Below are 14,430 nucleotides of genomic sequence, written 5' to 3'. Positions count from 1 at the left end.
TGCACGGAAACAAAATAAAAGCCCCGAATAATTACGGGGCTTTTATTTTTTGCTAGATAGATCGTCCGCCCTTCTTTTCTGTTTGTTTTTGTTCTGATGCAGATGCGCGCGCTTTGTCTTGCGCTGCCACCATCTTTCCTAAAGCCGTGCGCGGTTGCTGCGATGCGGGTTTGCGAGGCTGCCGGGAAACTGAAGAACGGGGCGGCGGCATGGCCTGAACGGGTAACGGCTTCTGTTTCGATGCGTTATTGATTGGGGCTAGTTTTTTTGGCGGTAAGGGTGGCGGTTTAGGCGGAAGCGGTGGCAATGGTTCTGGTTTGAATTCCGGCTCTTTGATGGGGCCTGCATGTTCGGGAATAGTGAATGTTACTGCTGGTTGTGACGCCTTTTCTTTCTCTTTTTTGTCTCCCTCAGACGGCTCATGATTTTGCGGTTGTCCTGAAAGATTTTGCTTCAAGCGCTTTTGGACATCAGCGCCGGCAGCTTCAGAAAGTCCATTGCTGAGGGTGTCTGCGACATTTGCTGAGAACGAAAATGCTGCGCGAAGAGCGGAAATTATCGACACCTGGCTTTCTCCTGTTTTTCTGAGTCTTGCCTAGCCGCTCGCTCTGCGTCCTGCGCTGAAATCATGCGACCCAGGGCAGATGCGGGGCGGATTGATCTGGGCGGCATGACTTGCTGCGGCCGGGTCACGCCGTTTCTGTGGTTAAGTAGTGCCTGTTTCGTTCGTTCGATATTGCCCGCCACCTTGTGCGAACACATTTTCAACGCATCGTTTAAGGTTTTCTCGCAGAACGTCGATTCGGAATGCTCGATCCTGACGAACGGGTATTCCACGCCCCATGCTTTGCCTTCGACCTCACGGGCATGTTTAGGTTTAACATTGCGATAGCCTGCAAGGCGGATGCCATGGCGAAGGCCAGAAATGCGATGGTCGCCGAAGTCACGATTTAGGGACTGGAAGTATTTATGCAGTCCTTGACGGTCGAAGCAGGAATCATCATTGCCAACAGCGTCTTTGAATCGAAACGGTTCTTTCGGTACACGAAAGATAATCTGATGTGATTTCCATGACGTCTGCAAGGCGAGGCAGGGTTTGAAGCCGGCGTCGATCCATGACTTGACCGGCGATTCAGACTCCCTGCCGTGGCGATCCAGAGCATCGTCAACAAGGATGTAGAAGCAATGCCTGTCCATCGGCGTCAGCAGCACGTTTAGCCCTTCTCCATTGCGATGACGCAACATACCGACCGAGTTCTGAATATCTTTCGTGTTGTAGAATTTCTCGACCTTCTCGCCGTTCTCCATACGCTTCCCGGCCAGGAACCCGAACCGGTTTTTCCGCTTTTCGGGTTCCTCATCTTGCCCAAGATGCGCGGCGGCCAGATCGGATTCTGATATGATCTCGACCTGAGCATCCTGCTGCGATGTTTCGTCGGCTTCCTTGAACATCAGCGTAATCCGTGCTTCGCTGCAACCCAAGGCATCCATCTGCTGTTTGACCAGCCGATTGATTACGATTTCGGAATCAAACAATTCTCGCTCGACCTTTTTGATCCCGACGTTTCGCGAGGCCGTCTGATCGTGTGCAAAATGCTCATGAAGCCATTCGAGCGCTTGATTATAGTCGCATTTTTTGGCGAATTTGACCGCGTCAATGGCGTTTTCTGCCGGTCGCAGATTGCCGATGCGCTTTGGGATCGCTGTGTTTATAGACAGATCACCTGACGCGATCAGCGCCGCATGGACACCGGCTGGATCAAGACGGCGCAGGCGAGCGATTTCGTCTTTTGATATTTCATCCATTTTCATGATCTCGCATGATGTTGTTCTGTTTGATTATATCATCGATTTGTAGATCAGATGACGCTCTGACACCGAAGCCGCGCTTGGACTGCGGCGAGGACTGACTGCGTATGAAGCGATGTCTCTGCATACCAGTCATCAGCGAGCGCATCGTAATGAACCGAAGGAATGTCATGAAAGTCGATACCCGCAAGTATCTCTGACTTTCTGTTGAAGAAAATACTGTATTTATACCAGTATTCGTAGTCATCTGGATCGTATTTGCGAACCTCACGATCTCTGTCGTCGGGGTCGTCGTGCCAGGAGCGGACAGGTTCGGGCGCCTTTTTTTTGATAACAGTGCCGCCGGCGGCGACGAGGCGATTGATGAGGGCAGTATTGATTTTTGACATGATCTGAATCCTGTTTGCTGAATCGTTCGGGTTATTCTGCCGGAATCGCCGGTCGGGCGGCAGTGATTTTCTTACGCAGAGCAATCGCGTCGCTGATGAGATCATCCAGACCACGCAGCACGCTTTGCTCACAGATGATTTCGTTCTGGTTCGTTTTGATCATGAATAGATCAAAAAGGCCGGGCGGCATGGGGCATGTGCCCGCTTCCCACCGCGCCCAGGTCACAAGCGAAACGAAGACGGTTTGGGCGGCTTCTGCCTGGGTCAGACCAGATGTGGCTCGGGCTGAACGGATGGTGTGTGGTTCGGGATTTTTCATTGCTTTAGCTTCCATGATTCGCTAAAAGCGGTGTGTCGATGCGCCGCTTTGGTGATGAACGGTCGCCGGGTTCCCGCCCGGCGACTGCGGTCTTGGGGGGGGTCAGGCTGCGCTCGCTTTCTTCTTTGCGCGAGCCGCCCGACGCTTCTCATTTCTCTTTACGACTGCGAGCGCCTGCCGGGCGTCCTCCGCGATAATTGCTGCGTGAACGCTCTGAGCCACTACTAAGTCGGCCCAAGCCCGCACACAGAGGCTGTATGGGGGATAGTCCGTGTGAAAATTGACGAAATTCTCGCTATCTTGCCCCGCAAATGCGCCGTCTGTCGTCTCGATAACAGCGAAACGATCGTCGGCGCTACGTTCTATAGTCAAGTAATTGCCGTTCGATAGCCGATTTTTATCAAGCTGAAGCATCGTATCGATCTGATATTCGAAGTATTCAACGGTCTTTAAGCTGGAATAAATCGACCACTCTTCATGAATCTTCACGACATTTAGGCCGTTTTTTCGATGAAACAGACCGTCTGTCGTTTCGGCCAGGAATATGCGCTCGCCGGTTCTCCCGACCGTCAAATAATTACCATTCAACAGCCGCCGGGCTTCAAGGCTATGACGATCGCGTTGCCAGCCGTTCCGTTGGACGCGGGCTTCAAGTTCCTGAGTATTCAAATTTGAAGATTTTGACATTTTTTTACTCACGCAAAGGGCGCGGTGTCGATGCGGCGCCAGATTGATCTGCCAGATTCCCGTCTGGCATCAGGTGTTTTTCTCACGCTGACAATTATTATATAGCACCGTGACATACAAAAATCAAGAAAAACGCTAGAAAAATACTTGACTTTTTAGAAGATCGTAAATCTTCAAGCGGAGGTTGATGTGAAAAGCACCCTAGATGCATGCCTAGAAGCCACGTATGGCGACGATTTAGCTTTTTTTGCGTCTGAGCGACTTTTGAGTAAAAAAACGGCATACGTGGCTTCTGTCGCGAGGTTGGGTTCTAGGATCACGTTTTTGTGATCATTCAGCGGCGATAGGATGCGCGTCGGACTGACCGGAGGCTATGGCTGCATCACGTCTGGCCTGGGCTTCTTCTTCACGCTTACGAACTTGTTCGTAAAATTGCCTGCCGGTCATGATCATGTCCGACATGACCTTACCTTTTTTCATTTCCGTTTCGATTTCGGTGCGGCTATGAGCGTCGAGGCAAAGGTATGCGCCAGACGGCCAGGTCAGACGGTCGTGACTGTATGAAAGGCGGTCGCGGCTCATCAGATCAATGATGATGCCTGCCGTGGCATTGATTACGATGTCACGTTTAACGCCTAGGACTATCGCAAGTGACGCTTCTGTTGCGTCGCCAGACACTGTCATTTTGGTGAAAGACATGATTACTTCTCCACGGCTTTTTTTGACTGCGTTTTAAGCAGAAACATTTCAAACGAAGGCGGCGGCATACGATGCGTCCCAGCCTCCCATTTTCTCCATGTCGAAAGCGCAACGGACACTGTCTCTGCGGCGCATTTCTGGGTCAGACCCGCCGCTTTCCGGGCTGATCTGATCGCGGAGGGTGCAGGGGGCATCACGACACGCCCCTTGCTACACATGCGGAGGCGGGCATCAGAGAACGCAAAAAGCGTGCGATGTTTGTGCTGCCTGAAAGATCGATCAGGAAATCGTCGATTTCGAATTCTGCGATGCCATCTGGTCGATGCCAGATTTTTATTGTGTGATTGTCGCGCTGCATGATCAGCATACGCCCCTCCCAGCCGCCCAGAACGCGCATTTCCCATGCCTGCGCCATAACAAATTTGAGGGCAGCCAGGTCGTCTGTCTCGATGACGGCTTTTGTGTCAAATTTCTGTTGCATTTCTGAGATGACCTGATAAAACAGTGTTGTTGAAGACGGCTCCGCAAGGATGCCTGAAGAAAGGCCCGCAGAATCTTCTGGTTCTGCGGGCCTTTCTCGTTCCGTTTAAGCCGCTGCCTGGGCCGGGGCGTCGGCGTCGGGAGTGATCTCAGCGGGTTTAGGCTTGCGGGTCTTCTTGGGGTTCTCAGCGACGAATTTCAGCGTTGCTTCGATCAGGCGGCGCAGATCGCGGTCGTCCGCGCCACGAGCGTCGGCGAAATTCACGATCTGTCGGATTTCCGTTACCAAATCCCCAACTTCAAAAACTTCAGCGACGTGAGCAACAGTCCGCGCGGCCTTCATTTCTGGGAGGGGCCATGCGCGAGATGGTGAACGGCACGACCGGACAGCCTGGGTGCGTTCATCCGCGTAAAAGCGCCCAACGCTGTCAAATGTGCCGGGAGGGTGGGTTTTGCGTGCTTTGCGGCGCATGTATTCGACAGCCGCAGCGACGCAGGCGTCGAATTCGTCTGCGAAGTCTTCCTTGATTTTTGCGATCTTGTAAGCGCGGGGATCACCCTTGAAATTCGTATCCATTTTACGTCTCCACGACTGCCTGCGGCATGTATCGTCCGGCAGGCTCGCATTTCTGGTGTTGCGTCAGTCAGGAGACATTTGTTGAAGACGGCTCCCTGCCTGACTCTCTACATATAAGTCGTTTCGAGCGATTTGTCAAGAAAATATGGAAATAAAAAGAAGGAAAGGCATTATTTTTATTGTTGTAAATTCGATATGTGTTTGAGGATGTTTAGAGTGATTAGGTAAACATGTTTACATTACATGTATCGTGGTGATGATTACCTGAAACCGGGGGGTTTAAGGAAAGGCTGAAGGGGGCTTGAAGAGGGCGTGGGGATTGCCTCGGCTGCCGCCGGGCTGGCGTTTACGAGGCCCGAGCGTTTCTTTTCTGAATCTTCTGGTCGTGAAGACGCGACATCCGCCGGCGGCAGCCGGCCTTTCCTCGTCTCTCTTCGAGACCCCCTTCAGAATCTCGGAATCACGTCGAAGTTTCCCAAACTCTCACCCTGCCCGACTTCTGCCCGACATGCCCTACATCCGCCCGACATACGAAACACATGTCGGGCAGACTCAAACCATTGATAAACATAGCTTTTTTACCATCTGCCCGACTGCCCGACATATTTTTAAGAAAAAGTGCTTTAAGGGCGAATTTCACACCATCTCTGCCTCCCAGCCCCGGCCCCAGCCTCCGCCCGCCCCGCACTCCGCAAACAACACGCGCTTCTCCCTCTATACGCCGAAAAACATGTCGGGCATGTCGGGCAGTCGGGCAGACCTCAAGAAAATGGCAGTTTTCCGCCATTCTGGGCAAAGAAAAACCTCCACCCAATGTCGGGCGGAGGTCGGGCAGAAGTCGGGCGCGTCTGCCTATTGTGTGTCTGAAGCGTCTCCCGTCGTGAATATCGCGGACGTGACGATGTAGCATCGCACTCGATCTGACATGCCTGGCAGTTTCTGTTTTACCTTCAGGTTCCGGCCGTCCACGATGAGCGCTCCCGCGTCACACACGGCTCTCGCGGCGCGGGCCGGGTCGATCCCCTTACAGATCACGTCTTCCCACGCCTGTGGCGTAATAATGTAATCCCAAGTCCCGCTCCTGTTCAATCGCCGGAATCCGACCCGATTGCGTGCGCCTCCGGTAAAGTCGTCCGGCTGGACATCTGACGCAGCGTCAATCGCATTTTCTGCCCGCTCATAACATGTGAACCGTTCCTCTCCGTACATCTCAAGGAATGAGCGAACCTGCCGGACGGCATTGATTTCTTCGGCGGCACCATCGCCGCCTCGGACTTTGCGCCACGACTGAAACGCCGCGCTGACGCCGGACATGGCCGTTCCTTTCGGCCAGGGGAGCGTCCCGTATGAAGTCGCTATTTCGCCCGCCGCCGCCATAACGCCCATCCGGCTCGCTACTCGACGAACCTGTCCGGTTACCCCAACTGGCACGTTCTTTTCGACGAATTCACGCACATATTTATTAAACTTCATGCAGAATTCATCAAAATTTTCACGCTTCAATTCCTCAACAAGATGCCGAAGGAAGTGCCGGGAGGCTGTGCCATGGTATTTCCGGGCCGCCTTTTTAAGTTGGGATGAGAACAGCGCGGGGTCAGTCTCTCCGTGCAGATTGGAGAACAACCCCATGCCGGCCCCGACGTCTGCTGGGATGGAGGGCATACGAGCCTCAACGCCCGGCATGACTTTGCCGCCGACCGAAGCGACCTGGGTTGCCAGGCTATCCTCCCCCGACGACAGGAACGCCAGCACAAAAGTTTTTGTCGTTCTCAATGCTGTGTCAGAAGACATGCGCGTTTTTCCGGACATATTTCCCAGCATATAAATGATGTCGTTGAGTTTTCGTGCGTCGATAGCTGTCATTTCGTCAAGGAAGAGACCTGTCCCATTCGCCCGTTCTGCCATCCCTTCCATCCCGTTATCCGTTGATTTCCATTGCTTCACGACTGATTTGCCACCCCAAGCGCTCGCCGCAACCACAGCCGCTGTGCTTTTCCCCGTCGAAGACGTGCCGTAAAGGTGAACACCACCCGGTTCGACATCATCATCAGCATCTGACATCGCGCTCTGAAGTGGGGCCAGGAGAGGGCTTGTGAAGGCAATGCAGAGAGCCAGAACGAGAAGATCGTTTCCCACGGCCAGCCGGGCGACATTATCCTGCCATTCTTCGAGCGTTCCTGATTCAGAGTAATCTTCTGCCGCTTTCTCTATATCGACGCCTTCTGAACGGAAGACGATCTTGTCTCCATTCCCGTTTCCGACAACCTCCCCGCCCGGCATGATGAACGCCGACATTTCGGATTTGTCCCAGCCGCATTTATCGACAAGACGGACGAAGCTGCTGCACTTGAGCTTCATCAGGAATGTCCGGAGATATGTCGCTTTCGATGGGTCGTATCCGAAGTCCGCGTCAGACATGCGAGAAAATACGTCTGAGCGAGGGTTGGTGATGTTGTATTTTGGCGCAACAAATGTCTGTGGGCGACCTTGATCGTCTCGCCATCTCATGACGATGCTCGACCCTTTGCCGAGATGATCGCTCGCGAGAGATACGACTTCAAACGGCCTGGTCGTTACCTCGATTTCAGTATCCGACGCAAACTCTCTGGATGAAGTCGCCGGCATCAGATAGATCAAGCCTGATGGGGTCATGACATAATTCTTCGGGTATTCTACTCCGCTCTCGTCGTCAGCATCTGTGATTTCCTTCACTTCAACGGCCGCATCGACAATCTCTTGATAATTGACGTTCTCGCCCTCTGCCGACTGCTGTCCCGGTTTCCAGTCTTCGGGCAACGCATCCGGGAGACGAGCGACCTTGACCAGCGGCGATGCGCTGTCTGCCGGTTGATCGTCGTCGATGTGCTGGGCAATCTCACAAGCCAGTTTCAGACCGTCCGCGCCTGCATCGGGCCATACTGTGACGGTGCGACCGCGCAAAGGCGACCAGTCCGTTTTGTTCGCGGCGCCGGGCATGACGGAGACGGCAACCACACCTTGCAGTTCATTTTGCAGGGTATCGGCCGCCGCCTCACCGCATGTTACAACGACAGGCAGTGATTTTGCACGCGCAAGCATTTCTGCTCGATAAATCGGAAGAACTGGCAGGAGTTTATTCTGTTCAGCCTTGTCGATTACATGCCATGCCGGATGACCATCTTTAGTGCCGTAGACTATTGTTTTGCGGTCGCTTCCGCAATTCAGGACGGCGCAAATTACGTTTTGCTCTGCATTGCAATAAACGTAAATAGCATCGGGTTTCAGTCGCTGAAATGCGTCGATCGCCGGATATTTTTTGGTCGGGATTTCAGGACAGAGTTCGCCTGGGCGGATCGCTTTCGGTTGCCGTTTCGGCTTTTTCGCCTTTTCGTCAGCCTGCCGTGCAGGCGGGGGAGAATAGGTCGTCGGCATCTGGATCACATCAGCAGACGCATCAGCAAAGCGATCTAAAGGGCGTTTCCCTTTGAAGGGGTTGGAGGCTGTGTTCATTTGCGTATTCATCATCTTCTCCATATTTTTTCGGAGAAAACGCTTGACTCGCCACCCAAAACACGCATATCAAAAAGGAAGCGATTCTCTCTTCGATATGTGTGTGTTTTTTGTGTGTTTTTGGGTGGCGCTGGTCGTTCCTGGGGCGGGAACGGTCAGCGTTTTCTTTTTGTCGTCATTGCACTGTTTACGCAGCAACAGCATTGCCCGGTTCTGTTTTACGCGGGCGGCCCCTTATCGGACGAGCGGGTGATGTCGCTGGGCGGACGAGACTGTTCTCAATCCATGCCTCAAGATCAGCAATGCGATACCGCACGGACTTTCCCAGCTTTACATACGCAGGGCCTTGCCGCCCGCCGGCATTGTGACGGCACGCTGCACGCAATTTGACCAGCATCGAAACAGAGACCCCGAGCATAGCGGCTGCCTGGTCTTCATTGAGAAGCAGGCGTGAATCGTCGTTCGGAAGATTCATGGCTAGTGTTCCTTTTATATTTCATGATTCATTGATGTTGCGGCTGGGCTTTTTGCCTTGGCGCTTGAAACAAGCATGATGCAAATTCGTGAAATAAGTAAAGAGCAAATCGCTTCAGGTCGATTGTGCAAAAAGTGACAATCTTATTGTGCAAAAACGGTCAAAAAAATAACCGCTTTTGCACAACCATATCTTTCATATCGAATTCGTTTTTAAGAAAAATCGTTCTATAATAAGAGAATAATCAGAAAATATGATAATTTGCCCTGATTAGGTATAGATGACTTCTGTTGTGATTTTTTTCTTTGCTTTTTTGTTATGAACTGCAAATTCAATTATTAAAAAACGTCCATGAATTTGAATTTTGCTCATTTCATGGCGTTTCGGAACATCTCTGGGATGAAGATTCAGGCGTTAGAGTGTTGCGACGCGCTAGGGGGTGGGAGGGCTAGCGCTAGGGCATTTAGGGGTAGCTAGGGGCATCTAGGGGAGTCTGATAACAACTCCGTGATTAAGGAAATATTTATTGGGAACAGAAAAAGAACATGACGGAGCGAATCTTGCGACAATTTGCGACAATCGACCTTCCGTTTGAGGGTATTTCTATCCATCATCATACATCTAGGGGTAGAGAAAATCGTTGTAAAACAACAACATAATTCGATAACCCCTTGATGGGAAAGGGGTTCATTTTTGGTTTGCTAAACCGTTATACGCTTAACAGCGTATCGTGGGTTCGAATCCCATCCCCTCCGCCATTTTTCATAAAATTTGAAGACGATAAAATATCTGCTGATTACATTTGTAATGGCTGGAATAGATGTTTCGCATCCGGCTCAGGATGTGGTTGCAGCCATTCCAACCAAGTGCTTCTTCAGGCTTTTCCAGCATCAAGACACGAGATCCGTGTCATCCCAGCTTTTTGTGGGGTGCTGGAATGGCATTTATTGAGATGGGCGATAACAGAAGGCGTGATGGGGGAATTGGGTTGCCGTGACTATGTTCCACGGCTTTCAGGTCGATTGTTCAAGGCAGGTAAAATATAAGATGTATATTTATAATTATTGGTTGATTCCCCCACCTTGACTGAGGTCGTAGCTGGGTAATGTGAGAGTGGTGACCGTTAAAATCCATGTGTCATCGAGATTGTTGAGGGACATAATTCTGTTTGCTTGTGTTGCGTCCCCCAAATATTTAGCGGCGATATGCCATAGTGAAATATCACTGGCACTTACGTTAATTGTTTTTCCAGCTTTCATTTTCATTTCACGATAATATATTTGAAAGAGAGATATTATTGGAAGAGCGCGTTAAGTAGGAGTTATTCAGTGCTGATGTCGCCAATATTCCGGAATGTGCGGTAGCAGCAATCAGGGATGGTGCTCCTGAGACCAGATTATCACCAGAATTAGCTGAAATAGATGATATTTCCGTGTTGGAAGCATTGAATATTGATGAATTCAAGTTTGTGGATGAAGAAATATTACTTTGAAGATTCGTAAAATCTAGATTTGAACTTAAAGAAGATAGAGCGCCAGCTTGTGTCGAGAGACCTGATAATTTGCTGTTTAGGGTAGATACTTCACCACCCTCGCCAATCAAATTAGCTAAAGGGGTTATTTGTCCGGCATAAGTGCTTGAGACATTTGTGAGATAACTTACATAGGAACTGGCGTCAGAAAGTAAGCTTGTTGTGGTGGAAAATGCGCTTGAAAGATCGGAGTTCAGTAAACCAACCAGAGAAGATAAGGTGGAGGCTGATGTAGCTACAGTCTGGGGAATGACTTCACAAAATATTTTGTAAGGAATAATTGTTCCACAATTTGTATAAGAAGCCTGAAAAGCAGTGATAACGACTTTTCTTGAAATTCCGCCACCTGAGAAAGTATAAGAATTACCACTTCGAGCCATGGCATCGAGTGTTCTTGCTTTCTGAAGAGCTGAACTGCCTCGAAAAATGCCGCTCCAAGTTAGTGGCTGATCATAGTATCCATTAAGAATGACGACTTTCGCGCCACCGATCTGATGAAATGTTTCAGTTGCTTGATAGCCGCCCCAGAACAACTCAGAAGGTACTTCTGTATCCAGAAAAGTAATTGGCCCCAATATAAAATTTTGAGTGCCAAGAGCAGATTCTATAGAGGAAACAATGCCTAAAAAGCTCATTAGATATGTAATCCAGGATAACTTGGAACACTTTGCACCCATGACATTAATGAGCCGCTGGGAGGGGAGCGAAGCGATTGGTTTATTTCAGATTCAACAAAGTTCATTATTTCATGAAAATCAGTTTTGTTGATTGAATTTTTTTGAATATTATTTAATTCGTCTTCTATGTTGTGTGATGGTGGAAGGCTTCCGTTGTCGATTAGTTTATTTAATGATTTTCTTGGTGTGTTTGAGAGGTTTGTTTTAGTATGTCTCCGCTCTGTTATTCCCTTCGTTATTGTATTTTTATTGTTGTTGTATGAATAAATAAAATTCTTATTTATGTTTTTTGAGTCGCCTGTTTTAAATAAATTTGTATTTTTTATCTGTGTGTTTGATTTTGTAAGATCAATATGAGAGTTGTGTGAGGTATGTAAAATTATTCCATTTCGGTTGTTAACAAAAAGTGTTTTGTTTATATGTTTTCTGTTTTCTGTCTGATTGATATTTCCGTTATGTGTTTTGTATTTGTATAAATGTATGGGAGTATTTTTTGTGTTGTTATGGGTTTTTATATTTATTTGTGTTGTTTTTTGTATCTTATGATGTGTGTGAGAAGGTCTCTTTGTTAATTTTTCTATAATTCCTCTTGTTTTGTTGTGTATTTTTTCTTTTTTTATGTGGGTTAATTGTTTTAATATTGTGTAATGAGTTTGAGATATTAAATTCTGTGGCTGAAAATTTCTTGTGCTTTTGTTTAAATTAATTGTGAATTTATTTTTTAGGTAATTTATTCTTTTGTTAAATGTATTATATTGTTTGTTAAATAATTTTTGTAAATTGTTTTTTTTATTGTAGGCATTTATTCGGAGTTTTGCTCCAACCATTGAAGGCGCTCCCACGAAAACTCCCCTCCATCCATTTTCCCTATGACGATAATAGCAGCAGCACGCAAACGCCAGTCCCATTGCATGATCAGGTCATAGGGAATATTCGCCTTTAATAGAGTTATTATTTCTGATAAAGATGAAGAGGATGCTAGTTTTTTATTAAGTTTATATCGTTTTCTTCACTGTCTTCTTTTGATATTAGATAGTCTTCAATGGATTTTATTCCATCCATACCAATATCATTAGCTAACGTATCGAGCATGTTTTTATTTTTCGGAAATGGCACTGGGATGCTGTTAATGGCGCGAATTGAGCACCATTGTTGAACAACATTCATATAAGTTTCATTTTTTGAGCCCTCTGGGCCACAAATCAAAATAACATCAAGAATTTCACTTGGAGTTATTTCCTTGTAGGTAAGTTCTTTCCCAGTTTCACAAACCAGTTTAACCATATTATCCTGCATTATTATATGGCCCTTCTCAGGCTGGCAAAAAAGGTCACAGATTGAGATACCACACTTTCAGCTGTAAACTTTCCTGCATTTGAAAATGCTAAAGTCAGGCCACTATATTCAAACTTAGAAGTGCTCCCGTCACTTTCCTGAATATAACAATATAAAACACCAGATGAAATAGTGTTGGAATTCCAAAAAGCAAGTTCATCTGTATTGAATAAATCGTCTAGAGCAGAATTCCCTCTATCAATCGTGAATGATCCTCTCCACCCTGCAGGTGTGTTGAATTCAACTGGAGGCTTGTTGAGAGGGGAAACTTTTTGAGCACGAATTTCCTGATGGACGCTGAAATCAGTAACATCCTGAATGTCAATTCTGTTTCCATTCCAAATAAGAATAATGGAACCTTGTCGACCAAGTGTATATGCAGTAGCCATTAGTTACTTGAAACCGTTACGCCGGCTCCCCCTGTAATATTTACAATAAATTTCTTATTGATACCAAAATAGGTGACGTTGATATCAGCCTGCAAGAATCCCAAAGAAGTTCGAGATTGTGGGTTGTTCGTCGTTGAGCAGATGACGGAATAGGGCGTGCTACCTGAAGCAGTACCGATGACACCTTGTTGCTCCAGATCCGAAAGAAATCCGGTTAAGGTAGCTTCAATATCAGTGAACAAAGTAGGAGATATTGGCTGGCCAATATATATTCCCATTCCATTGGCGAGTGTTTCACTGATAAAATTAGTGACCCGAGTATACTCATCGCCATTGTTTGCTGAGTTGCTGGAAATATTTATACCTGCTCTTACTGTCCAGTAACTTCCCCCTGGGGCAGGATTGCAAATAACATCAATTCCATTGGTGAAAAGAGAGGTCAGTTCAGCCGAAGAATAAGTTGAATTTTGTCCAGAGCTTACAAGCCCAGATTTCTGACTGCCAATAACACCATATATTTGTTTATTAAGGCTTGGAAGTTGAGGTGAAAGAGCAGCTAGTCGCCCTGCAACAAAACCTGTAGGAGGCACTAATCTGGTAAGTGAGTTCTCGCTATCATACCAATAGAGCCAGTCACCCAACATAGCCTTCAGGCTATAACTGTCTACACCGACCGAATTGCGTTTTGCTGAGGCTGTTTCGACCGATTCACTGGGGGCGCCAGATGTGATCATGTAGATCCCTTCCGACAAACCAAATTCTGCTTGAGTGGACCAGGTCGTATCATCCGTTACACCTGCAAGAACCGCCAGACTGCATTTTTGTCCTCTTAGAGCATACATGCCCGTTCGAGTAAGTCCGTCTGAGCCTAGCAGTGTGCTGGCTGTTACTCCTGAGTTTCCATCTGTACCACCTGTCAGCGCTGTGGTGCTCACTGCGCTTGGAGTTACATCAACTGCGGTGCCAAGTGCTGCAGTGATTATAGAACTTGGTCCTCTAGTAGATGACTGTCCATTATTAATGGCTGAAACAAAGTTATTCCAAAAAACACTGTTATCTGTTTGTTGGATTATGTTATCAAATGTTTCTGGAAGATAGTTTGGCATTGTTACCGTTATCTTCCAGCTTTTAGGGGCCGAGCCTGGAGAAAGATTAAAGCTGATATTGTTTGATTCTGATCCTGTGTACTTTGACTTTATTAAAACCGGATATGTTTCATTGTCGCTTTGTTGAAGAATTGGCGCAGAACCGACTGTGTCTGTGCCATCTGTAACTCTGACTCCAACAAAATTGGAGGCTCCCTGCAAAATAGCGGTAGAGGCAATGGTAGCTAAATCAAAGGAACTGTCTTGCATGGAGCCAAAATAGGCGGCTCGTTCTGCGGATGTTCCAAAAACTAAAGGCGTGTTTTTGGGCCCCCAAGAGCAAGTTCCGACAATACCGACGATGTCCGTTTGAGCGCCAGAGAGTGAAGTTGTTCCACTTGTCTGGATTTGAATATAGAGATCAGGGACCGTAAGTGAACTTGTGTTCAGGGTTCCTGACTGACTTATAACAGTCATTTTTATTTCCTA

Annotated in this window: 15 protein-coding genes; all 15 read right to left on the bottom strand. The window is 47.9% G+C overall.

What is annotated here, in order from left to right; all coding sequences use genetic code 11:
* Positions 1 to 52 precede the first annotated feature (52 nt).
* The 15 genes from B3759_RS12425 to B3759_RS12350 all read right to left on the bottom strand — a co-directional run bounded on the left by B3759_RS12425 (position 53) and on the right by B3759_RS12350 (position 14,418).
* A complete protein-coding gene (locus B3759_RS12425) occupies positions 53 to 565 on the bottom strand; it encodes a hypothetical protein (RefSeq protein ID WP_291366194.1) in 513 nt (170 codons plus the stop codon).
* Positions 556 to 1,812, bottom strand: coding sequence for a DNA-primase RepB domain-containing protein (locus B3759_RS12420; RefSeq protein ID WP_291366193.1), 1,257 nt, complete (start codon positions 1,810 to 1,812; stop codon positions 556 to 558). The genes B3759_RS12425 and B3759_RS12420 overlap by 10 nt, the downstream gene beginning before the upstream one ends.
* A gap of 47 nt (positions 1,813 to 1,859) precedes the next feature.
* Positions 1,860 to 2,198 carry a hypothetical protein gene (locus B3759_RS12415; protein ID WP_291366192.1) on the bottom strand — a complete coding sequence of 113 codons (339 nt, stop codon included), beginning with the start codon at positions 2,196 to 2,198 and terminating at the stop codon, positions 1,860 to 1,862.
* 31 nt (positions 2,199 to 2,229) lie between these two features.
* A complete protein-coding gene (locus tag B3759_RS12410; RefSeq protein ID WP_291366191.1) occupies positions 2,230 to 2,517 on the bottom strand; it encodes a helix-turn-helix domain-containing protein in 288 nt (95 codons plus the stop codon).
* A gap of 102 nt (positions 2,518 to 2,619) precedes the next feature.
* Complete coding sequence (locus B3759_RS12405; RefSeq protein WP_291366190.1) at positions 2,620 to 3,204, bottom strand: hypothetical protein; 585 nt, start codon at positions 3,202 to 3,204, stop codon at positions 2,620 to 2,622.
* Positions 3,205 to 3,534: 330 nt separating this feature from the next.
* Positions 3,535 to 3,903 (bottom strand): hypothetical protein, encoded by a 369-nt coding sequence (locus B3759_RS12400; protein ID WP_291366189.1) that lies wholly within the window; start codon positions 3,901 to 3,903, stop codon positions 3,535 to 3,537.
* Positions 3,904 to 4,096: 193 nt separating this feature from the next.
* Complete coding sequence (locus B3759_RS12395; protein ID WP_291366188.1) at positions 4,097 to 4,384, bottom strand: hypothetical protein; 288 nt, start codon at positions 4,382 to 4,384, stop codon at positions 4,097 to 4,099.
* Positions 4,385 to 4,489: 105 nt separating this feature from the next.
* The gene (locus tag B3759_RS12390) at positions 4,490 to 4,960 is read right to left on the bottom strand and encodes a hypothetical protein (RefSeq protein WP_291366187.1); all 471 of its coding nucleotides are present in this window, start codon (positions 4,958 to 4,960) and stop codon (positions 4,490 to 4,492) included.
* Positions 4,961 to 5,812: 852 nt separating this feature from the next.
* Complete coding sequence (locus B3759_RS12385) at positions 5,813 to 8,449, bottom strand: DUF927 domain-containing protein (RefSeq protein WP_291366186.1); 2,637 nt, start codon at positions 8,447 to 8,449, stop codon at positions 5,813 to 5,815.
* 187 nt (positions 8,450 to 8,636) lie between these two features.
* On the bottom strand, positions 8,637 to 8,924 hold the full coding sequence (locus B3759_RS12380) for a helix-turn-helix transcriptional regulator (protein WP_291366185.1): 288 nt from the start codon (positions 8,922 to 8,924) through the stop codon (positions 8,637 to 8,639).
* A 1,266-nt stretch (positions 8,925 to 10,190) separates the two neighbouring features.
* Positions 10,191 to 11,090 (bottom strand): hypothetical protein, encoded by a 900-nt coding sequence (locus B3759_RS12370; RefSeq protein WP_291366183.1) that lies wholly within the window; start codon positions 11,088 to 11,090, stop codon positions 10,191 to 10,193.
* Positions 11,090 to 11,974 carry a hypothetical protein gene (locus tag B3759_RS12365; RefSeq protein WP_291366182.1) on the bottom strand — a complete coding sequence of 295 codons (885 nt, stop codon included), beginning with the start codon at positions 11,972 to 11,974 and terminating at the stop codon, positions 11,090 to 11,092. The genes B3759_RS12370 and B3759_RS12365 overlap by 1 nt, the downstream gene beginning before the upstream one ends.
* Positions 11,975 to 12,110: 136 nt before the next feature.
* Positions 12,111 to 12,416: a hypothetical protein gene (locus B3759_RS12360; protein ID WP_291366181.1), complete on the bottom strand. Its 306-nt coding sequence runs from the start codon at positions 12,414 to 12,416 to the stop codon at positions 12,111 to 12,113.
* A 14-nt stretch (positions 12,417 to 12,430) separates the two neighbouring features.
* Positions 12,431 to 12,856, bottom strand: a complete 426-nt coding sequence (locus B3759_RS12355) for a hypothetical protein (protein WP_173575318.1) — start codon at positions 12,854 to 12,856, stop codon at positions 12,431 to 12,433.
* Complete coding sequence (locus B3759_RS12350) at positions 12,856 to 14,418, bottom strand: phage tail protein (RefSeq protein WP_291366180.1); 1,563 nt, start codon at positions 14,416 to 14,418, stop codon at positions 12,856 to 12,858. The genes B3759_RS12355 and B3759_RS12350 overlap by 1 nt, the downstream gene beginning before the upstream one ends.
* Positions 14,419 to 14,430: the final 12 nt, after the last annotated feature.

This window comes from Acetobacter sp. UBA5411, from assembly GCF_002409645.1.
Lineage (GTDB): Bacteria > Pseudomonadota > Alphaproteobacteria > Acetobacterales > Acetobacteraceae > Acetobacter.
Note: the sequence above shows the minus strand (reverse complement) of the source record. Positions and strands in the feature narration are given on the sequence as shown.

Coding starts and splice junctions, on each gene's coding strand:
- B3759_RS12405 (WP_291366190.1), bottom strand. CDS start 3,204: ATGTCAAAATCTTCAAATTTGAATACTCAGGAACTTGAAGCCCGCGTC.
- B3759_RS12400 (WP_291366189.1), bottom strand. CDS start 3,903: ATGTCTTTCACCAAAATGACAGTGTCTGGCGACGCAACAGAAGCGTCA.
- B3759_RS12360 (WP_291366181.1), bottom strand. CDS start 12,416: ATGGTTAAACTGGTTTGTGAAACTGGGAAAGAACTTACCTACAAGGAA.
- B3759_RS12385 (WP_291366186.1), bottom strand. CDS start 8,449: ATGAACACAGCCTCCAACCCCTTCAAAGGGAAACGCCCTTTAGATCGC.
- B3759_RS12390 (WP_291366187.1), bottom strand. CDS start 4,960: ATGGATACGAATTTCAAGGGTGATCCCCGCGCTTACAAGATCGCAAAA.
- B3759_RS12420 (WP_291366193.1), bottom strand. CDS start 1,812: ATGAAAATGGATGAAATATCAAAAGACGAAATCGCTCGCCTGCGCCGT.
- B3759_RS12380 (WP_291366185.1), bottom strand. CDS start 8,924: ATGAATCTTCCGAACGACGATTCACGCCTGCTTCTCAATGAAGACCAG.
- B3759_RS12355 (WP_173575318.1), bottom strand. CDS start 12,856: ATGGCTACTGCATATACACTTGGTCGACAAGGTTCCATTATTCTTATT.
- B3759_RS12350 (WP_291366180.1), bottom strand. CDS start 14,418: ATGACTGTTATAAGTCAGTCAGGAACCCTGAACACAAGTTCACTTACG.
- B3759_RS12415 (WP_291366192.1), bottom strand. CDS start 2,198: ATGTCAAAAATCAATACTGCCCTCATCAATCGCCTCGTCGCCGCCGGC.
- B3759_RS12410 (WP_291366191.1), bottom strand. CDS start 2,517: ATGAAAAATCCCGAACCACACACCATCCGTTCAGCCCGAGCCACATCT.
- B3759_RS12370 (WP_291366183.1), bottom strand. CDS start 11,090: ATGAGCTTTTTAGGCATTGTTTCCTCTATAGAATCTGCTCTTGGCACT.
- B3759_RS12395 (WP_291366188.1), bottom strand. CDS start 4,384: ATGCAACAGAAATTTGACACAAAAGCCGTCATCGAGACAGACGACCTG.